This is a genomic window from Acetobacter fabarum (assembly GCF_029069195.1).
GTDB classification, from domain to species: Bacteria; Pseudomonadota; Alphaproteobacteria; order Acetobacterales; family Acetobacteraceae; genus Acetobacter; species Acetobacter fabarum_A.
This window is the reverse complement of sequence record NZ_JARDYK010000014.1, coordinates 1-20,131: the sequence shown is the minus strand read 5'-3', so window position 1 is coordinate 20,131 and position 20,131 is coordinate 1. Positions and strand designations below refer to the sequence as shown.

The 20,131-nt window shown below is 54.1% G+C and carries 19 protein-coding genes, 1 tRNA gene and 1 pseudogene; 9 read left to right on the top strand and 12 right to left on the bottom strand.

The genetic code is table 11. The annotated features are described in order from the left end of the window. Positions 1 to 132: 132 nt before the first annotated feature. Together PY793_RS12790 and PY793_RS12785 are read left to right on the top strand one after the other, a co-directional pair. Entirely contained in the window at positions 133 to 330 is a 198-nt protein-coding gene (locus PY793_RS12790; protein WP_408744712.1) for a DUF3311 domain-containing protein, read from the top strand. Then, positions 327 to 1,799, top strand: coding sequence for a sodium:solute symporter family protein (locus PY793_RS12785; RefSeq protein WP_275178399.1), 1,473 nt, complete (start codon positions 327 to 329; stop codon positions 1,797 to 1,799). The genes PY793_RS12790 and PY793_RS12785 overlap by 4 nt, the downstream gene beginning before the upstream one ends. 85 nt (positions 1,800 to 1,884) lie before the next feature. On the opposite strand, the gene PY793_RS12780 is transcribed toward PY793_RS12785, so the two are convergent. After that, positions 1,885 to 2,268, bottom strand: a complete 384-nt coding sequence (locus PY793_RS12780) for a toxin-antitoxin system protein HicB (protein ID WP_275178398.1) — start codon at positions 2,266 to 2,268, stop codon at positions 1,885 to 1,887. Positions 2,269 to 2,382: 114 nt separating this feature from the next. On the opposite strand from PY793_RS12780, the gene alkB reads away from it, so the two are divergent. The 3 genes from alkB (at position 2,383) to PY793_RS12765 (ending at position 6,839) form a co-directional block, all read left to right on the top strand. Beyond that, positions 2,383 to 3,063, top strand: a complete 681-nt coding sequence (gene alkB / locus PY793_RS12775; RefSeq protein WP_275178397.1) for a DNA oxidative demethylase AlkB — start codon at positions 2,383 to 2,385, stop codon at positions 3,061 to 3,063. 29 nt (positions 3,064 to 3,092) lie between these two features. Then, positions 3,093 to 4,274: a serine hydrolase domain-containing protein gene (locus tag PY793_RS12770; protein ID WP_275178396.1), complete on the top strand. Its 1,182-nt coding sequence runs from the start codon at positions 3,093 to 3,095 to the stop codon at positions 4,272 to 4,274. Positions 4,275 to 4,454: 180 nt separating this feature from the next. After that, positions 4,455 to 6,839 (top strand): TonB-dependent siderophore receptor, encoded by a 2,385-nt coding sequence (locus PY793_RS12765; RefSeq protein WP_275178395.1) that lies wholly within the window; start codon positions 4,455 to 4,457, stop codon positions 6,837 to 6,839. A 119-nt stretch (positions 6,840 to 6,958) separates the two neighbouring features. On the opposite strand, the gene PY793_RS12760 is transcribed toward PY793_RS12765, so the two are convergent. From PY793_RS12760 to PY793_RS12735, 6 genes are all read right to left on the bottom strand, one after another. Beyond that, a complete protein-coding gene (locus PY793_RS12760; RefSeq protein ID WP_275178394.1) occupies positions 6,959 to 7,327 on the bottom strand; it encodes a helix-turn-helix domain-containing protein in 369 nt (122 codons plus the stop codon). Positions 7,328 to 7,790: 463 nt separating this feature from the next. Continuing rightward, positions 7,791 to 8,462: a methionine ABC transporter permease gene (locus tag PY793_RS12755; protein WP_275178393.1), complete on the bottom strand. Its 672-nt coding sequence runs from the start codon at positions 8,460 to 8,462 to the stop codon at positions 7,791 to 7,793. Then, entirely contained in the window at positions 8,443 to 9,423 is a 981-nt protein-coding gene (locus PY793_RS12750; protein ID WP_275178392.1) for a methionine ABC transporter ATP-binding protein, read from the bottom strand. Before PY793_RS12750 ends, PY793_RS12755 begins: the two co-directional genes overlap by 20 nt. Beyond that, complete coding sequence (locus PY793_RS12745) at positions 9,420 to 10,235, bottom strand: MetQ/NlpA family ABC transporter substrate-binding protein (RefSeq protein ID WP_275178391.1); 816 nt, start codon at positions 10,233 to 10,235, stop codon at positions 9,420 to 9,422. The genes PY793_RS12750 and PY793_RS12745 overlap by 4 nt, the downstream gene beginning before the upstream one ends. 178 nt (positions 10,236 to 10,413) lie before the next feature. Further along, positions 10,414 to 11,838, bottom strand: coding sequence for an FAD-binding oxidoreductase (locus PY793_RS12740; protein ID WP_275178390.1), 1,425 nt, complete (start codon positions 11,836 to 11,838; stop codon positions 10,414 to 10,416). A 160-nt stretch (positions 11,839 to 11,998) separates the two neighbouring features. Then, positions 11,999 to 12,184, bottom strand: a complete 186-nt coding sequence (locus PY793_RS12735) for a hypothetical protein (RefSeq protein ID WP_275178389.1) — start codon at positions 12,182 to 12,184, stop codon at positions 11,999 to 12,001. A gap of 406 nt (positions 12,185 to 12,590) precedes the next feature. Here PY793_RS12735 and PY793_RS12730 point away from each other — a divergent pair, with 406 nt between their 5' ends. After that, positions 12,591 to 13,043, top strand: a complete 453-nt coding sequence (locus PY793_RS12730; protein ID WP_342803933.1) for a dihydroneopterin aldolase — start codon at positions 12,591 to 12,593, stop codon at positions 13,041 to 13,043. Next, entirely contained in the window at positions 13,040 to 13,825 is a 786-nt protein-coding gene (locus PY793_RS12725; RefSeq protein WP_275178387.1) for an SDR family oxidoreductase, read from the top strand. The genes PY793_RS12730 and PY793_RS12725 overlap by 4 nt, the downstream gene beginning before the upstream one ends. A gap of 254 nt (positions 13,826 to 14,079) precedes the next feature. Here PY793_RS12725 and PY793_RS12720 read toward each other — a convergent pair whose 3' ends face one another. The 3 genes from PY793_RS12720 to PY793_RS12710 form a co-directional block, all read right to left on the bottom strand. Next, the gene (locus PY793_RS12720) at positions 14,080 to 14,253 is read right to left on the bottom strand and encodes a DUF6538 domain-containing protein (RefSeq protein ID WP_342803932.1); all 174 of its coding nucleotides are present in this window, start codon (positions 14,251 to 14,253) and stop codon (positions 14,080 to 14,082) included. 105 nt (positions 14,254 to 14,358) lie between these two features. After that, positions 14,359 to 14,434: transfer RNA gene (locus tag PY793_RS12715), tRNA-Glu, on the bottom strand. 52 nt (positions 14,435 to 14,486) lie between these two features. Continuing rightward, the gene (locus tag PY793_RS12710; protein WP_275178385.1) at positions 14,487 to 15,386 is read right to left on the bottom strand and encodes an energy transducer TonB; all 900 of its coding nucleotides are present in this window, start codon (positions 15,384 to 15,386) and stop codon (positions 14,487 to 14,489) included. Positions 15,387 to 15,520: 134 nt separating this feature from the next. Between PY793_RS12710 and PY793_RS12705 the strand changes: the two genes are divergently transcribed. Further along, positions 15,521 to 16,000 carry a DUF2946 family protein gene (locus PY793_RS12705; protein WP_408744711.1) on the top strand — a complete coding sequence of 160 codons (480 nt, stop codon included), beginning with the start codon at positions 15,521 to 15,523 and terminating at the stop codon, positions 15,998 to 16,000. 144 nt (positions 16,001 to 16,144) lie between these two features. Next, a complete protein-coding gene (locus tag PY793_RS12700) occupies positions 16,145 to 18,268 on the top strand; it encodes a TonB-dependent receptor (RefSeq protein WP_275178424.1) in 2,124 nt (707 codons plus the stop codon). A gap of 87 nt (positions 18,269 to 18,355) precedes the next feature. Here PY793_RS12700 and PY793_RS12695 read toward each other — a convergent pair whose 3' ends face one another. Together PY793_RS12695 and PY793_RS12690 are read right to left on the bottom strand one after the other, a co-directional pair. Further along, a complete protein-coding gene (locus PY793_RS12695) occupies positions 18,356 to 19,810 on the bottom strand; it encodes an NAD-dependent succinate-semialdehyde dehydrogenase (protein ID WP_275178383.1) in 1,455 nt (484 codons plus the stop codon). Between the two features lie 225 nt (positions 19,811 to 20,035). After that, positions 20,036 to 20,131, bottom strand: a pseudogene (locus PY793_RS12690) (IS5/IS1182 family transposase); the annotation flags it as partial.

Genomic DNA, 20,131 nt, shown 5'->3' with positions numbered 1-20,131 from the left:
GTTATAACAGGGGCATATCTGATGCGCAAAAAACACAATCCTGATTATACTCGCCTGAAATCGCTTCAGGCATAATTGACATAAACCGGTTTCCATCGGCATGTTCAGTCGGTCGCGAACAAAAATAACAAAATAACCCGGTTTCACGAAATGAAATATCTTAATTTCCTCCTTCTGCTGCCCTTTTTGGGTTTGCTCTGGACACCACTGTATGATCGACATGACCCGGTCCTGCTCGGGTTTCCCTTCTTTTACTGGTACCAGTTCGCCTGGGTTCCGGTGACATCCGTCCTGATCTGGGTGGTCTGGAAAAAAGGGAACCGCGCATGAGCACGATCAATCCGTGGGCGCTTGGCGTCTTCATTCTCTTCTTTGCCGCAACCATTGTGATCGGGTCTTCCATCCAGTGGCTACGCGCGCTGTTCAGCAAAAAAAACAATGCCACCTCGCATGAGGAATGGTCACTGGGCGGGCGCGAATTTGGCCCATGGGTTACGTGGTTCCTGGTCGGCGGGGATTTTTACACGGCCTATACCGTAATTGCCGTACCAGCACTGGTTTACGCTGCGGGCGCTTATGGTTTTTTTGCGCTGCCCTATACCATTATCGTGTATCCGTTCATTTTTATCGTCATGCCCAAACTGTGGAAAATCGCGCGTGAAGGCGGGCATGCCACAGCAGCCGATATTGTGCGTGCCCGCTTTGACAGCCGTGCGCTGGAAATTGTTGTCGCACTCACCGGGCTGGTTGCCGTCATGCCCTATATTGCCTTGCAGCTTATTGGTATCCGCACCGTTATTCAGGCACTTGGGCTACCGGGGGATCTTCCCCTTATCATCGCCTTTCTGTCTTTGGCGGCCTATACATGGCTGGGCGGGCTGCATGCTCCAGCCCTGACTGCATTTATCAAGGATATCATGATCTATATTGCCGTCCTTGTGGCAGTTACGGTCATTCCTCTGCACACCGGCGGATATGGGGCACTTTTTTCTTCTGTTGAACATGCCCAGAGCATACTCAAGCCCGGTCAGGGCCTGCCTTATGCAACACTTGCCCTTTCCTCCGCACTGGCGGCCTTTTTGTACCCCCACACACTTACGGGTATTCTGGCATCCCGCTCGGCAGATACCATTCGCCAGAATGCGGTATTCCTGCCTGTTTACACCATTGTACTGGGCCTGATCGCCATGCTGGGCTTTATGGCGCACGCCGCTGGAATTATCACAACCAATAATTCCATGGTCGTGCCCATGCTGTTCCAAAAGGTGTTTCCTGCGTGGTTCGCTGGCTTCTGCCTGGCCGCCATTGCGGTTGGGGCGCTTGTACCTGCAGCAGTTATGGCTATTGGCGCTGCAAACCTTGTAACCAGTAACCTGCTCCCTGCGCAAAAAAACCCGGTACGCACCAGCCGCCTGACCTCACTTGTGGTCAAGCTGGGCGCTCTGGTGTGCGTATTGTTCCTGAATGCGCAGTTCGCCATTGACTTCCAGCTTCTTGGCGGTGTGTTTATTCTACAGACCTTTCCTGCACTTATTATGGGTCTGCTCAAAACACGCTTTTCCGCTACAGCCATGCTGACAGGCTGGCTGGTTGGCACTGTGTTCGGGGTCAGCCTGTGCTGGATGGACGGACTCAAGCCTGTTCACCCGGTCAATTTTGGCCTGTTCTCGGGCAATGTTTCCACAGGCCTGCTGGCTCTTGGGGTTAATGTTGTTATCGTTATTGTGGTCTCGGCTTTTTGCCCGGCCAAAACGACAACCATCGTAGCAGAACATGACAATGTGGAAAAACCGGCCTAAACGCTGCTCCACACGCTCCACAACAAAAAGGGATGCTCCCAGCCGGAGCATCCCTTGATTGTATGCGCCCACCTGCTGGCCCCGCCTAAAGACTGAGCAGAACAGCCGAAGCAGACTTTTCTCCGCCGGGTTGAAAGGTCCTGACCTGCTCACGCACAACATCATACAAATCTATGCCGCATCGGCGTGCGGGCTCGGCCATCTGCTCATAAATTTCTTCCAGCAGGTAAGTCTTCTGGGCGTCATCGCTCAAAAGGAGCGGAGAACGCCTGTTATACTGGCACAAACTCAAAAAGGAGCGTAGTGCTGCCTCGCCCTGCGGTTCCAGACCAGCAACCGTGCTTGCAAAAAAATCCACCTCCGCGTTCAGCCCAACAAATACCCCCCGAAAAATAGAACGGGGCACCTGGTAGCTGATAAGAGCGGGAATACCGCCAATAAGCATAATATCCTGCGCAGATAGGGGCATGGGTGTTGTCTGACTCCTTGCAAGCTGGAACAGTATTCGGCAATGCTGATAGCATTCTTCTGTGCTGTGCCAAAGACCGTACGGGGTCGCAAACGGTTTTCATCAGGAGCCGCCATGACAGACACCCAGAACCCCGCCAGACAATTAGACCTCCTGCTGCCAGACAACCGCCCCAGCCGCGAGGTGCTGGAGCCAGGTGCCCTGCTGCTACGCCAGTTTGCCACACCGTCTGCCGCTATTTTTTTACAGGCTTTGCAGGCAGTGGCTCAGCAGGCTCCTTTTCGCCACATGCGCACACCCGGCGGGGGCTGCATGTCCGCCGCCATGACCAGTTGCGGAGCGCTGGGGTGGGTCAGTTCTCCACAGGGTTACACGTACACACCATTGGACCCACTTGACCAGCAGCCATGGCCCGCCATGCCAGCAAGCCTTTTTACGCTTGCACAAAATGCTGCGCAAACCGCTGGCTATGCCGGATTTACCCCCAATACCTGCCTGCTCAACTGTTACCAGAACGGTGCCCATATGGGGCTGCATCAGGACAGGGATGAAGGGGACATAACGCAACCTGTCGTATCACTCTCTCTCGGGCGGACTGGCCTTTTTATGTGGGGTGGGCCAAACCGGCGCGACAGGGTACGCACCTTTGCGCTGGACCACGGGGATGTTCTGGTCTGGGGTGGCCCGGCCCGTTTGCATTACCACGGTATTAAAGGGCTTGCTCCCAGCTCCCACCCGACAACGGGACTAACCCGGTTCAACATCACCTTCCGCCATGTTATGCCATCCTCCTGACCCTTTTTTCTGGCCCGGACATACCCAACATGCCCTTCCGCACCCCTCTGACCCGCCGCAAAGCCCTGCTCGCCGGACTGACGCAGGCCACCTGCCTTGCAGGCCTGTACCGCCCGACTTATGCCCAGCAAACCCAACCTGCCCCGTTTGCCCCGGTGGAAGAGATTTTTCGCAAAGCCATACAGAAGGGCAAAACACCCGGAGTAGTTGCCGCCATAGGCCATGAAGGCCAGGTCGTGTGGCGTGGTGTTTTTGGTCAGCGCAGCGTGCTCCCCCAAGCGGAAGCCATGACATGGGACACCCTTTTTGACATGGCCTCCCTGACCAAAGTTCTAATAACAGCCCCTGCTGTCATGCAGTTTTATGAACGGGGCCTTATCGCGCTGGATACACCAGCCTGCCATTACCTTCCGGCTTTTGCTGCCAATGGCAAGCAGGACATTACCATCCGCCAGCTTCTCACACACTACTCCGGTCTGGCACCGGATCTGAATATGAGCTTTGCATGGCAGGGTAAACAGACAGGGGTTCAGATGCTTATGAACTGTACCCCCCAAACTCCACCAGATGTGCAATTTGCTTACAGTGACCTCAACTTTATAACACTCGGCCTGATTGTGGAACGTCTGTCCGGTCAGTCCCTTGACGCTTACGCAATGGAGCATATCCTTAAACCTCTTGGTTTACACAATTCCTTTTTCCTTCCTGCTCCATCATACCAAAGCACTATCGCACCCACAGAATATGATGAAAACGGGCATATGCTGCGCGGCATTGTGCATGATCCGCTAGCCCGGCGTATGGGAGGGGTCGCAGGGCATGCCGGGCTGTTTTCCTGCGCGCAGGATACAATAACTTACTCACAATCCATCTTGAACAAGCTGGCGGGCCTGCCTTCGGATTTTCCGCTCAAGGCAGAAACCCTGCACCTTATGTCTACCCCCCAGCAACCCGCTGGTAAAACCGACCTGCGCGGATTGGGATGGGACATAGCAACCCACTACTCCACGCCACGCGGAGCTTACTTTCCCTCCTCTTCTTTTGGTCACACCGGCTTTACCGGCACATCTCTCTGGCTGGTGCCCAACACCCGTAGTTTTGTGGTAATTCTGACAAACCGCTTACATCCGCATGGACAAGGCACTGTGGTTTCCCTGCGTGGAGATGTTGCCACTGCCGCAGCACTGGCCTTGCGCTCAATGGAGCACTAAAGGCCAAGTGTACCGCCATTTATGGAGCAGGAAAAACCAGTGTGTGATTCCTGCATCACTTCACGATTATATTTCTCCATATATAGGTTTATGTGTGGCCGTATATAGACAAAGCCCTCACTCGCCCGGCAAAACAGGCATCCATTTTGTACCCCTCCCTACCCCGGATGAGCCTGATCCATGCATGCACGTTTCCATACATTTTTCGCCACCGGAACATTTGGCGCGCTGCTGCTAACAACGTCTGCACTGGCAGCAGAGCCTGTGGTCCCCGGGCAACAGGGCGCAACAAACAGGCAGACTGCCCTTAAAGCGTCTGCCTCCCCCACCCCAAAAACCACCAGCCCTCAAACGGCCAAGACCATGGCTCCCATTGCCGGGATTCTGGACGGCTCGAACGGTGAAACCATAAACGTCCATGGCCACCATGCCGCAGACGGCACCAGCGCCAGATACATGAACAAGATTGTCTATCTTGGCCCACTGGGGAACCGGGATACGCTGGATACACCCTACTCCGTTATGGGGGTGCCGCATGATGTTGTGGTTAACCAGCAGATCCGTAACATTAATGACATGGCGCAGTATCTGCCCTCTGTTCAGCTCGAAATTCGCGGTGACCCCAATACCTCCCGCCCACAGTCGCGCGGGTTTGAGGCCGACGTCTGGTCCAACTCCCGTCTGGATGGGTTGAACGTGGTTTCCACCACCCCCTATGCAGGGGAATGGGTGGATAACCTGCAGGTGCTCAATGGTCTGTCTGGCGCAATGTATGGCCCCCAGAACCCTGCTGGCATGTTTGAATACACACTCAAACGCCCCACAGACCGACGGACCGAACGCCTGTCCGTTGGTGTGGATTCCATTGGTACACCAACGGTTAACGGTGATATCTCAGGCCGGATAGGCAAGAATGGCTGGTTTGGCTACCGGCTGAACATGCTGCATGCCAATGGCACGGCCTATACACAGGGCAGCTGGATACGGCGTGAGATGGTCAGCGCTGATTTTGACATCCATCTGGATGAAAAAACGGTCATCGAGCTTGATGCCAGCCATTACACGTTTGTAGAGCGCGGGACAGCCCCCGGTTTTGCAGTGCAGGAAATGGCAACAAAAACGATTCCATCTTATGTAAGCGCCCTACCCACCGCTCCAGACCTGAGCAAACCCTATCTGGGGCAGGACTGGAGCGGCTATAATATGGAAACCAACACTTTTCTGGCCAAGATCAAGCACGAGATCAACAAAGACTGGAGCTTTACACTCGGCGGATTATATCAGGACGCGGCACGCCAGTCTTTTGCTTCGAACAATACGCTTATTAATAATATCGGGGGTTATACCCAGACGGTAACAGCCGCTGCAACAGCAAATGACTTCCGTACCGGTAGCAACATGGCGTATTTTAACGGACGTGTTTATACAGGCCCCATCAAGCATGATCTGGTGATTGGCACAAACGGATACATGTCAGGCACCTATAACCCGACTACCCCTGGCACACCCGTGAATACGGTAACATATGCCGACCATGCCAGCATCTACAATCCCATCAAAGTCGACGGCAAACAGCCTTATTATCATGGGCGTTGGGAATCAGGGCGTATCACTACACAGTCTTTTATTATTGGAGACACAGTAACATTTAATAAACACTGGTCAATTCTGGGCACATTGGGCTGGAGCTGGATAGACCAGAGAAACCCCAAAAGTAAAGCCGTACCCAGTCCTTTGGAAAAATCCGTTCAGGCCAGCGCGGCTTTCAGCCCGACTGTCAGCCTGCTGTATAAACCAACCGACAACCAGACCCTTTACTTCACTTATGCCCGCTCGGTTGAACCCGGCGCTGTGGCCAATGCTTCCAATTCCAACGCATACCAGACACAGCCTTTGATCCGCCCGGAAGAATATGAAGTCGGCTATAAACTTCGTTACGGAAAAATGCAGTTTAACCTTGCAGGCTTCAGGATGACATCAAAATACGCAGGTAGTTATTGCCCGAACGGCTCCACCTGTATCTCGTCTACAAGCCCACAGTTACTACCACTGGAATATGGTTACGTTGGCACACAACGCAACTATGGCGTCGAGGCACAGATTTCAGGCGAAGTCCTGCCCAACCTCTCCGTTCTTGCCGGCTTTACCTGGCTGGATGCAGAACTGATCAACGCCAAACAATCCAAGTATAATAATAAGGAAATTATAGGCGCGGCTCCTTTGCAGGCCAACATGCTGCTGGACTACCGGCTACCCGCATCTCTTGGCTCCTTTGCTTCTGGCTGGGCATTCAATGCCAATGTGCACTATACGGGCAACCGGGCTGCGAACCTGACAAATACGCTCCATACAGGCTCCTACACCACGCTGGACCTGGGCACGCGTTACGCCTTCAATGTTGCCCGCTTCCCGTGGGTGGTGCGCTTTGGCGTCAGCAACGCCACAAATGAACGGTATTGGGCCTCGGTTTTTGCTGGCTCGCCCGGTGCGGTGTCCAACACACCTGAAACACTTTACGCAGGCCTGCCCCGCATTTATCACTTCACCCTTTCCATGGAATTCTGAGGGATTCAGGGGTGAGGCGGATTTTCCCCTCCCCCCGGTTTATATGGTTCCGTGCGTGCACGGAGCCTGCAACGCACACGCGATGGAAGCGATGTTTTCCACCAGAGTAACTGAAAAGATTATCCCTCCAGACGTGCTGTTCTGGCCTGCCGTTCCATCCATTTCTGGGCCGAGACTTTGCGGGACGCATCAAGCATGCGGTACAGTGAGACCATGTCCCGCTCGTCGGGTGAGACGATCAGATCAATATCTTCCTGCACATAACCTGTCAGAAATACTTCTGGTTCCACGTGCAACAGTGCTGCCAGTTTGGGAATATGCTTGCGTGCGCTTCCCTCACGCCCTGTTTCCCAGAATGCTATGGCGGGGCGGGACACACCAAGTGCGTCGGCAACCTGCTGCTGCGTAAGGCCGGCGGTTTTACGAAGAATTTTGATCCGCTGACCAAGTTCAATACCCGGCGAGATCACATTGTCCCGTTGAGCCATCTTGATTCCTCCATTTTACCACGCTGTGGCAGAATGCTTTGCCGGAAAAAATTTGCACCACATCCCAAAGTGGGCACTACTCTGCCGCAAATTCACAAAAAAGCAGGCAGCCAATAAATTGGTGCATACCTGTCATAATCATAACACAGGATAAATCATGCGCAACAAATTACCGCCATGTAATTTATTACACATCTTTTTATGATCAGATTTTTGTGTAAACGCGTTAATTTTTTGCATCCGGAAATGGAAAAAAGAAATGCTGTTTTCCATTTATCCTTTTCCATAAAAAGAAAAAATGGAATCTGATACTCAGGCCTTCAGCCCTTTGGCAGCACCCGATTCTACATTACTCATGCTTTAAAATTAACATTGCTCCGACCTACTCCCTACACACAAACACGAGCAATGACTCGGCTTATCCTCTCGTCCAGGGATGCGTCGGAGTGTGCTTCCTGCCTTATTACTCTGCACGCCCGGGGTTTGTATGGCGCAAGGAGTGTGCAAAAAAATTACCAACCGCCTGCAAGGCCATAACCAGAGCAACCAGCACGGCCACCACCCCGAACATGACAGTGGTGTTAAAGCGCTGATACCCGTACCGGATTGCCAGATCTCCCAGACCACCGGCCCCTATGGCCCCAGCCATGGCCGATGCACCCACCAGCGTTACCAACGTAACCGTAAAACCCGAGATAAGCCCCGGCAGACTTTCTGGTAACAGCACATAACGCACCACCATCCACCGTGTGCCTCCCATGGCTCGCACGGCATCCACCAGCCCGGTATCCACCTCCCGCAGCGATACTTCGGCAATACGGGCAAAATAGGGAATGGCAGCTATGGACAAAGGTACAATGGCAGCCGTTGTACCCAATGCCGTGCCAACCACCATGCGGGTGAAGGGAATAAGCAGCACAAGCAGAATAATAAACGGTACAGCCCGCACCGCATCCACCACTCCCCCCAACAGACGGGACAGCAGCGGAAGAGGATATAGGCCCGCAGGAGATGTGAGAACAAGCAGCACCGCCAAGGGCAGCCCACCGGCCACCGCCAGCGCGCCAGAGGCCAGAACCATTTCCAGTGTTTCAGCCGTGGCACGCCAGAGCAGATCAAGAATGAGCCGGGACATATCCAATTACCTCGGCTGCACAGGCATGCGCCTGAAGAGCGTTCATGGTTGCAACGGAAAGACCACCAGTTTGCACCACCACATCCACCTGTTCCTCCCTTTCCGGATTGGGCAGGGTATGCAGCAAGGTAAAGCTGGTCTGGCACTGCTGCTCCAGAGTATGGAGCAAAGAAGTAAACACCGCCTGCGTGGTTACTGTCAGACGCACAATGGCATGACTGCCATCTTGCGGGGTCTGGCTGAGATTAGGTGGCAGAACGGCCGCCAACTGGTTGGCGTCCAGAATATCGGCCGGTTTTCCGCGGCTCACAATACGCCCTTTTTCCAGCACCAGTACCTGTTGCGCCAGACTGCGCACCACATCCATCTCATGCGTGATAAAGACAACAGTCAGGCCCAGCACACGGTTAATATCAGCCAGAAGAGCCAGAATGGTCTGGGTTGTTTCCGGGTCCAGTGCCGAAGTTGCCTCATCACACAACAACAGGGCCGGGTGTGCGGCCAGTGCGCGGGCAATGCCAATACGCTGCTTCTGCCCCCCCGAAAGCATGGCCGGATATTTGCCCGCGTGGTCCGCCAGACCAACAAGGTCCAGCAGTTCCATCACGCGCTTGCTCCGCCCGGCTTTGGGCATACCCGCAATTTGCAAGGGCAGGGCCACATTGGCCGCAATGGTGCGCGAGTTCAGCAGGTTGAAGTGCTGGAAAACGAGCCCAATCCTGCGCCGTAGCAGAACAAGCTTTGCCTCGGGCAGAATAGCCATATCCTCCCCTTCCAGCAGTATTCTGCCAGACTGGGGACGATCCAGACCGCTCAGGCACCGCAGCAGCGTGGATTTACCTGCCCCTGAGCGGCCAATAATACCCAGCCTTTGCCCCTTGGCTACCGTAAACGAAATATCGTGCAGGGCAGGCTGACCGCCAAAAGAACGGTTAAGGCGTTCGACTTCTAAAAGGTTCATGGCCAAGATGGCAGCACAGCGCCATGAAACGCCTTGTCCAGAGCCTGCCGCACATTGGGTTGCTGGTATGCATGCACCAGCTTAGGCACCCATGGGGCAGATTTATCTGCTGCGTTCACGGCTATGATGCAGATATACGGGTTATTGTCGGCTGTTTCCTGCGCAATGCGCGTTTTTTCAATATCCACGCCAACTTTTTTAGCCCAGTCCGTATTGATCACGGCGCCATCCAGATCAGTGAGCGCACGCCCCACCACTCCGGCATCAAGCTCGCGGATACTGATGTTACGGGGGTTTTCCGTAATGTCGAGCGCAGTCGGTGTATTGCCCGCATCAGCCGCGAGTTTGATCAGCCCCAGTTTTTGCAGCAAAAGCAGGGCACGCCCTTCGTTTGTCGGGTCATTGGGCACACCAATTACAGCCTTGTCCGGCAGATCGGCAACCGATTTCCAGCGCGTTGAATAAAGTCCGATTGGCGCCACATAGGTATGCCCAACCGATACAATTCCATACCCTTTGGCCTTGTTCTGGGCATCCAGAAAAGGAGTATGCTGGAAGGCATTGGCATCCAGCTCATGTTCTGCCAGCGCCTCATTCGGAGCATTGTAATCTGAAAAAGTGACCAGCTTGAGTTGCAGCCCCTCCTGGGCGGCATTGGCCGCCACCACGGGCCACACGTCCTCATCTTCCCCTGCCATAATGCCCACGCGCAGGACCTGTGGCGCGGCATATGCGGTCTGGCCCGCCAGAGCACATGCCAAAGCCATGCTCCCAGCCAGCACAGCCCGACGGGAAAGAAGGAAAGAAACCATCACTGACAAACCCCGCTACAAGGAATGGGAAGAGACAACACAATAAATCACTATCAGTTCCGCTTGAATAAAATATAGCACCAGATTGTCAAGTTTATTTGTGGTGTCTCGTCCACTGATCCGCAAAGGTAATACGGTTTTTACCCGGCTCGGCTTCGCATAAACAGTTACAGACCCGCTACCCGATATAGGCCAGCCCTTCTGGCAGGAGCTTGCCGGGGTTAAGAATATTACGCGGATCCAGAGCAATTTTTAATGTTCTCATTACCCCAAGAGACTGCGCACCATGCTCCTGTTCCAAAAATTCCAGCTTACCAACCCCCACGCCGTGCTCTCCACTACATGACCCATCAAGTGCAAGCGCGCGGCCAACAATTTTGCGGTCGAGTTCCAGAGCTTTTGCGCTCCCTTCGGGGCTATCTTCCGTCATGATCAACGTATGAAAATTGCCATCTCCGACATGGCCAAGAATGGCAGCCTGAAGCCCGGATGCTTCAATATCAGCCTTAACCCCCACAATCAGAGGAGCCAGTTGCGAAATAGGCACAATGCAATCCGTGCTGATCACCCGCGACCCCGGATAAAGTGCTTTTACCGCCCAAAAAGCGTTATGCCGCGCCTTCCACAACCCGGCCCGTTCATCGGGTGTGTCTGCCCAGGCAAAACCAAGGCCGTTATTGTCGCGGGCCAGAGCCTCGGTCACATCCACCTGTTCTCGCACGGAGGCGGGAGCCCCTGCGAATTCAAAAAACAGAGTGGTAATTGGCCGCAGTTCATCCAGCCCGGAATAGCGGATGCTGGCCGCCATCTGCACGTCGTCCATCAGTTCCACGCGCGCAATCGGCACCCCGACCTGAATAATTTCCACCGCGGTACGCACGGCGTCTTCCAGATTTTCAAACTGGCAGATCGCAGCCGAAATCTGTTCGGGAATACCATGCAGGCGCAACTGGACTTCCGTAATAATGCCCAATGTTCCTTCAGAACCAATGAACAGGGATGTCAGGTCATACCCGGTAGAGGATTTTCTAACCCGCCCACCAGTTTTTATGATCTCTCCATTTGCCATAACTACCGTCAGGCCAAGCACATTTTCTTTCATTGTGCCATAATGCACTGCCGCAGTGCCCGAAGCGCGAGTCGCACACATACCCCCTAGCGTGGCCTCCCCACCCGGGTCCACGGGAAAGAACAGTCCGGTATCCCGCAAACGGGTATTGAGTTCCTGCCGGGTCAACCCTGCCTGCACGCGGCAGTCCATATCCTCCGCATTAACCTGCAAAACCTCTGTCATTCTGGACAGGTCGAGGCTCACGGCATGTTCGGGTGGGGTGACGTGCCCTTCAAGCGATGTGCCAGCCCCGAACGCCACAACAGGCACATAAGCCTCGTGGCATAAGGCCAGAACTGTCGCAACATCTTCCGTTGTTTCAGCAAACACAACTGCTGCGGGCAGGCGCGCAAATTCCAGCGCCTCGCCATGGCTGTGCGCTTCGCATACAGAATGGTTGGTGGAGACCTTGTCTCCCAGATAATCCTTCAATTGCGCCAAAACAGCAGGAACACGCGCCGCTGCATGGGGAATAAAAGAAACGTCAGGCATTTTTACTTCCCCGGTCTTTACTGAAAAAATCTATTTGGTCCAGCTACAAATATCATCAAAACACACAATGTCATCCTCACCAAGATACGGACTGAACCTTGATCAGAGTAACAGGCATGCAGCCGGGGCAAGAGCTGTGCATTCCACAACTACCCAATGTTCAAGCCCGGTGATAATATTTTTGCAAGGAGAGTTTCTGCCCTGACTGAACGACCATTTGCTTAACCGGCAGGCGGTGCATACCATCATTACACACATAGGACCGGGCAACCTCCCCCAGTAGCACATTGGCATGGGCTACATTGCCCTGTGCATCCTTGTGCCCCGGCCCCTTCTTATCATCCACGATGCCCGCACCCCCACGATGTAGCCCACCTTTTTTCCGTCATACAGGCATCAGGGCATGGCAATCACTCCGGCCCCTGCCATAACAGGAAGAAAAAATTGCAGCCCACACAATAAAAACTGTGCAAAACTCATTGATAACATACACTTTATAATTATACATATTTATTAAATACTTATGGAATAAGGAACCCCGCTGCCATTTCTGGAACAGGAGCGGCACATCAAAATCCGGAATCATAATATGATTCCAGCAAAAAACTAAATCCTGAGTGTCAGAAAAAGAGAATAATGCGCCTTAATCCCGCGCATTAATTTCTCAACATACCTCTTGTCGAGGTGGAGAAATTTTTTATACTGGAAGATCTTATATTTTATTATTTACCAACACAAGGATATTTGATGAGATGATTAGGGACAACATGCCAGCACCCCATGCTGTATCACCGTCAGGCACCAGACCCTATCTCAAGTCAGTCTTACGAAATGTGGTTGTGAATGCACAGGTCGGTTTGCACCCGTGGGAATTATATCCAGAAAGACCGACACGGCTTTGTGTGAATGTCGAGATGTTTGCATGGTTGCGCGGTGCGCAGGCTCTTAACAAGGACTTTTACATAGATTACGATCCAGTGCGGAACGCCATCACCAAATGGCCAGAGCGGCCACATACCCCGTTGCTGGAAACCCTCGCCAGAGAACTGATCGAGGTTTGTTTTGAAAACCCGTTAGTGGATGCGATACGTATCTCAATCACTAAACTTGATATCTTTAACGAAGCAGACGGAGCTGGTATTGAGATTTGTGGTGAGCGCTCTGAGCTACTGCCCGAAGGTAATGTAAAGCAGGAAAAATTATGACCAATCGCGATCAGAATAACACTACCCGGGTTGCTCTTGTAACAGGAGGAGCAAAACGCATCGGAGCCGTTCTCTCGCAAAATCTTGCCCGGAATGGCTGGAAAGTTGCCATTCAGTACAATCATTCAGAGCAGGAAGCTCTCGAACTCGTAAACTCACTGACTTCAATGGGTTATGATTGCTTCGCCATTCATGCTGATTTCAATAACCGCGAAGATGTTCAAAATCTTATCCCGGCGGTAATCAAGCACTATGGCGCCATAGATGTTCTTGTTAACAATGCATCTAATTTTGAGTACGATAACATTGACTCACTTACATTTGAATCATTCGACAAACATATGGAACCCAATCTCACCGCACCTCTTTTCCTATCAAGGGATTTTGCACGTGCTCCCGGGAATATCGATGATCGCTGCATAGTAAATATTCTGGATCACAAGGTTAAAAGCCTCAATCCTGATTTTCTTTCCTATACAATCAGCAAGGCTGCGCTGTTGTGTGTGACACAAGTATTGTCCATGGCATTCAAATCCAAGATCCGAGTCAATGCCATTGCACCCGGGCTGACCTTAAGAAGTGGCAAACAAACAGACGAAGGCTTTGAGCGCGCCTGGCGGGCCACTCCACTCGGCCGCAGTTCAACCCCGGAAGAAATTTCTGCATGCCTGACTTTAATCCTGTCGGCATCCTCCATGGTTGGGCAGGTCATCTATCTTGACGGGGGAGAAAGCCTCATCAACCGGGTACGAGATATTGCATTTGATACAACTGTCGTCTGAATATCAGTTTTTACAAACACCGGTTTCATAAAAAACAAAGTGGTGCATATAAAGGGAATGACTGCAATCTATTAAGATTTCCGGTCTTCCTCTCTGGATCAGTCCTTCTACATTACCATTTTTGACTGTTGGCTTTGCTAATACCACTGTGTTTTTTAGTTGGAAGGGCACTCTACCAATGATTATTACTGCCCTTCTGGTCTCTCATTCCTGCACTGGTATGGATGCTGTTCGCTGAAAAATACTTGAAATATTTACATGAGTTCCTTCCGGATAGCATTGAACGCTGAAGCGAGTCCGGAAGCCTGCGCTCCTGTGCGCGTGCCATCATTGGTTTTGAGGGAACGCACATCAGGCTGACCGGCGAAAGGTGTCAGGCCAGCGGGAACACGCATTCTGGAATGCCAGATATGGCAACGTCGAACCATGTATGGAGTAGCCAGAACTGGCCTCCCCTATGTAACACAGACAGGTTGCACTGTGAGGGAAGGCAGATATGATTTTTATTGAAAAATCAATGCCTTATAAACGTATGGTATCCCGTACGGGATTCGAACCCGTGTTGCCGCCGTGAAAGGGCAGTGTCCTAGGCCTCTAGACGAACGGGACAAGAGGCAATGACCAGTCTCCTACTGTAAAATGTTCCTCAACACAAGCTTAATTACTGAATATGAAAACCAACGGGTATGCGGCCCGTGACCACAGCCGATTCAGGAGGTGTGCAATGGAGGTTTTTAACGGTTTGCAGCGCCTGATCGTCCAGATCATCATAACCCGTGCTTTGCACCAGCCTTGCGGCAATCACCTGCCCCTTGCCGTTAATACTGACTTCAGCCACGGCCTCGCCTTCTTCACGCAGATGCCGTGCAGATATGGGGTAGTGTGATTCGGGGGCAGAGCAGGATAACTGGAAACCCCCTTTCTGCCCGGCGGCGGCAACACTGGCTGGTGTGGCAGCATGCCCCCCACTTGCCGCCATATCTGTTTTTGCATGTGTATGGGCTGTTGTATTGCCCTCACCCACATGCGCTGCCTCCGGCAGCATTTTTGCAGTGGTATGAACACTTTTATCGTGCTGCATGGCAGGGAAGGACTGAGCCAGTTTTTTTGGCACAGCCGATGCGGGAGGAAGATGCTCAGCCTCGACCTTTACGGAAGGAGGCAAAACCTCCGCCTCGCTCTGTGCCAGGGATTGCGGGTCCATATCCGGCATATCTTTCATGATCGGGGCAGGCTGGGGCTGAATTTTGGGAACCGTCTGTTCCGCCTGTACGGTCTCAGGCAATGCCGCTTTGGGGGCTTCAAACAGCATGGAAACCGCAGCAGGCTGCTGCGTACCGGTCTGGGGGGAGACGGTCATGATCAACCACGCGGTCATGGCCACATGCGCCACAACTGCCACGGCAAAAGCCGCCAGCCAGACAAGCCTGTGTTCGCCAGACACCCCTATAGCCAGCCCGTATTGCCTGACCGCCCCGACAGGACACCGCACAGGCCCGCATGACGCTACCGTGTGGTCAGGCTCGACCCGTTCCTGTCTGTCTGTATGCCATCTGCTCACGGTGCTGCCTCCGCCTGGAATTATGACATAGCCCTGTTTGATTTGACAGGGCGGTTCATAAAAGCGCAAACATGGGGCAACCATGGCAAAGCGCCTGTGTGCCTCTGACTGTTGAAAAGCCTCTGATCCGCACCATGTTCCGTCGCAACCCCATTATTCGCGCGCTGCTGTTATGGCCGCTGGTCATGGTTACGCTGGCGGGTCTTGTCGGGCTTATGGCGCTCCAGTCACTTTCCCTGCCCGAAGAGCTTCCGCGCGCGACGCTTATCCGGTTGACAGGCATAGATATTGCCCCGCACGCGCTACAACAGCCCAACACACAGACCCATTGCGCCCCCATGCGCGGGGGCAGCATGGGCCACATGCGCTGCATGGCCAGTGCACATAACAACCAACATTCCCCCGCCCACCATCATAATGAAGCAAGCTGCCCGCTTTGCCCATTGCTGGCGTTTTTTGCAGCACTCCCGGCTGTTTTCCTGCTTTTGCCTGCCCCTGCCCTGCGCTGGATCCGCCGGGGCAGTGCGGCCTCCACCCCACGGGCGCCACCCATTTACATTCTGGGTCTACCCCCCTCACGCGGACCACCTCTTACCCTGCTCCAGGCTTTCTGAAACCTCGCTCCCTGCTTTGCTGCACCATGCGCTCTTGCCTGCATGCGGCAGGCCGGGGATCCTCTCAGTATGCTTTGAACAGGGTTTTTTCTGTTTATGTCCTATCCATTTTTCGCCCGCAGCCAACGCAACTGGCTGTGGCTTATGGCTGTGTGCGCGCTCCCCTGCGCTGCAAGCCCCGGCTTGGCCGCAACTGTTGTGACCCTCCCACGGGTGGATATTTCCACCGCGCAGGAAGATGCAGATATGGCCGATAGCCTTTTAAGTGCTTCACAGGTCGACCAGAGCTCGGCCCGCATGTCCCGCCTTTCCAGCCCGGATGCGGCATCGCTCTTTCGTAATCAGCCCGGCTTCAGCAGTTATGGCGGAGGGCGGCTGGCCAACCTGCCCGTGCTCAACGGCATGGCGGATGACCGGGTGGCAACCGTGGTGGATGGCGTGCGCATCAACCCCGCCTGCCCCAACCACATGAACCCTGCCCTCTCTTACATAGACCCCGACAGTGTGGAGACCGCAACCGCCATTGCGGGGCTAACATCGGTCAGCAACGGGGGGGACAGTCTGGGTGGCACCATTGATGTGGAACGTGCGAACCCGCAATTTGCCCGCCACGGCAAAATCCTGTTTACCGGACGGGCGCGCGGCACCTACCGCAGCAATGGTGGCGGATATTCCGCCGCCGGCAGCATGACCGTAGCAAACGATACGTTCAGCCTGCGCTACAATGCGTCCTACGACCAGTCGGAAGACTACAGTGGCGGGGGCGGAATAGGCAGGGTCGGTTCGACCGAATACGTGCGCTACACGCATGACGTAACCCTTGGCATACATAAGAAAAATCACCTGCTGGTGCTGACCTTTGGCCAGCAGGATGCCCCGCGTGAGGGGTTTGCCAACCAGTATATGGACATGACCAACAACCGCTCCACCTACGTAAATGGCAAATATGTGGGAGACTTCAACTGGGGCACACTGGAAGCGCGCGGCCACTGGCAACGTGTCGCCCATACCATGAACATGCTGGATGACAAGGGCGGACACAGCCTGACAAAAGGCATGCCCATGAATGATGACCAGCGCTCGGCTGGCTATTCCATAAAGGCCACAATTCCGCTGGGCCGCCAGCACACGTTGCGCCTTGGCAGTTCATTCGACCATGAAGGCCTGCGGGACTGGTGGCCTCCCCTTGCTGGCAGCATGATGATGGGGCCTGATACCTTTAACAACATCAATAACGGGCACCGGGACCGACTGGGTCACTTTGCAGAGTGGGAAGCCCAGTGGACACCCCGCGTCTCCACCCTGCTTGGCCTGCGGAATGATCTGGTGATGATGAACACGGGTAATGTTTCGCCCTATTCATGGACAGGCATGATGAGTGCTGCGGATATAAAAGCCGCCAACACCTTCAACCATACCAGCCATGGACGTTCGGATGTAAACTTTGACGTAACCGCCCTGACCCGCTGGAGGGCAACAGACAGCCTGACCATAGAGGCAGGCTACGCCCGCAAGTCCCGCGCACCCAACCTGTACGAACGCTACGCATGGGGGCACGGTGTCATGGCTTCCATGATGATCGGCTGGTTCGGTGATGGCAACGGCTACGTGGGCAACCCGAACCTGAAATCCGAAGTCGGGAACACCGCCAGCGTGACATTTGACTGGCATGACCCCTCCCTCGCTCAAAAATGGGGGATAAAAGTACAGCCTTATTACACCTACGCGCATAACTATATTAACGTAAACCTTAATCCAAAACCCAAGGGCATGAACATCAACCAGAACCAGTATACGTTCGCAAACCACAACGCCCAGATGTACGGCATCAACTCCTCTGCCCATTATACAGTGTGGAACACCAGCCGTTATGGCAAAGGCGAGTTGACCGGCGTGCTTAACTGGGTGCGCGGGCAGGACAAGGTCTCCCACACAGGTCTGTACCAGCAAATGCCCCTGAATGGCACAATCGGCCTGAACGAGAGCGTGGGATCATGGACAGGTCGGGTCGAGATGAACTTTATCAAAGCAAAAAGCACCGTAGATTCACTACGCAACGAACCCCGCACCCCCGGCTATGCGCTGCTGAACCTGAACGGCAGCTATAACTGGAAGATGATGACCCTGACAGCAGGGATCGATAACGTGCTCAACCAAGCTTACTACATGCCCCTTGGGGGTATTCTGACATCCGACATAAAAAACGGTCGCATGCCCATGCCGGGTATGGGGCGGTCTTTTAACGTCAGCCTTGCCGCCACATTCTAATTTTTTGGCAGTCGTCCACATACAAAAATACCGTGCGCTCCATCAGCGCACGGTATTGTTCAAACCTGATTATAACATCAGACGCTTTTAGTATGCCGACGGGCTGTGCAGGCTGGATACCAGCTTGATGATCGTATGTGCCCGCAAAGCAGCAGGGCCACCCTCCGTGCCGTAACCCGAATCCTTGACCCCACCAAACGGCACTTCCGGCACGCCAATACCATGGTGGTTAATGGCCACCATACCGGCTTCCAGCTTTTCGCCCAGCAGACGCCCTGTTCGTTCGCAACGCGTATACACATACGCTGCCAGACCGTAAGGCAGGCGGTTGGCTTCCTTGATCGCATCTGCCAGTTCGGAAAACTCATCCATAATGGCAATCGGGCCAAACGGTTCTTCCTGCATCACCCGCATATCCAGCGTGGGCTTGAGCACCAGTGTCGGGGGGAAGAAAAAGCCCTTGTTGGGTAACGCGGTATCAGGCTGCCACAGTTCCGCCCCTCTGGCACGGGCATCATCCACCAGTTCCGTCAACGCCTTGACACGGCGTTCGTTAATAAGAGGCCCCATGGTTACCCCCGCGTCCAGCCCACGGCCAATTTTAAGCGCGCTCATCTGGGCCTTGAACTTTTCAATAAACGCGGCGGCAATGTCCCTGTGCAGCAAAAAGCGGGTGGGGGCTATGCACACCTGCCCCGCATTACGGAACTTGGCAGCAGCCACACGCTCGGCCGCCTGATCCAGATCCGCGTCACGGCAGACAATAACCGGGCCATGACCACCCAGTTCCATGGTCACCGGCTTCATCTGTCCACCGGCCAGTGCTGCCAGATGCTTGCCCACAGGGGTGGAACCGGTAAAGGAAATCTTACGCACCACGGGATGGGCGATCAGATACTCCGAAATTTCCGCTGGTGTGCCATAAACCAGAGACACGGCCCCGGCGGGAATACCCGCATCACAAAAACAGCGGATAAGCTCGGCCGGAGAAGCCGGGGTATCTTCAGGGGCTTTGACAATAACGCCACACCCGGCACCAAGTGCGGCCCCCAGCTTGCGGGCAATCTGGTTAATGGGGAAATTCCACGGCGTAAAAGCAGCCACCACACCAATGGGGCGGTGCAGTACACGCTGTTCAACATCTGGCACGCGCGCGGGCACCAGTTCGTCGTTCAGGCGGCGGCCTTCTTCACCAAAATATTCAATAACACCAGCGGCTGCGTTAATTTCGATCACGGCCTGCGCCAGAGGTTTACCCTGTTCGCGGCTCATGATCCGGCCAATGGTGTCCGCACGCTCACGCAGCAGGTCGGCCGCCTTGCGCATGATTACGTAACGGTCCCATGCACTCAGGTTCCGCCATGCGTCATAACCCACAGCGGCACCGGCCACCGTTTTATCCAGATCAGCAACAGAGGCATGGGCAACCCTGCCAATAAGCTCGCCACTGGCAGGGTCCAGAATGGGGAGTGTACGACCATCAGCCGCATCCTGCCATTGTCCTGCGATCAGAAGCTGGGTGTTGATTGGTGTCTCTGACATATGCATCTCTCAGCCAAAATGAACGGGTGCGTTGATAACCCGGTTATGCCCACACAAGCATCAGCCACTCACCATCTTCCGCCCGAGTGCGCAAGAGGCCCGCTGCATTTTACGCCCAGCGCTGGCACGCCCGCAAAAAAAAGCCAGCAGCATAATGGCAGATCACACGCAGCCGGGCAAACCTCCGCCTGCCATCTGGCCCCATACCGTAACTAGGCTCAGGACTCATTCTTTAAGATAGAAGATGAAGCTTGCTGCGATATGGATTGCGGACATGAAGGTGTGAGCGCAACGGTCATATCTGGTCGCAACACGTCGCCA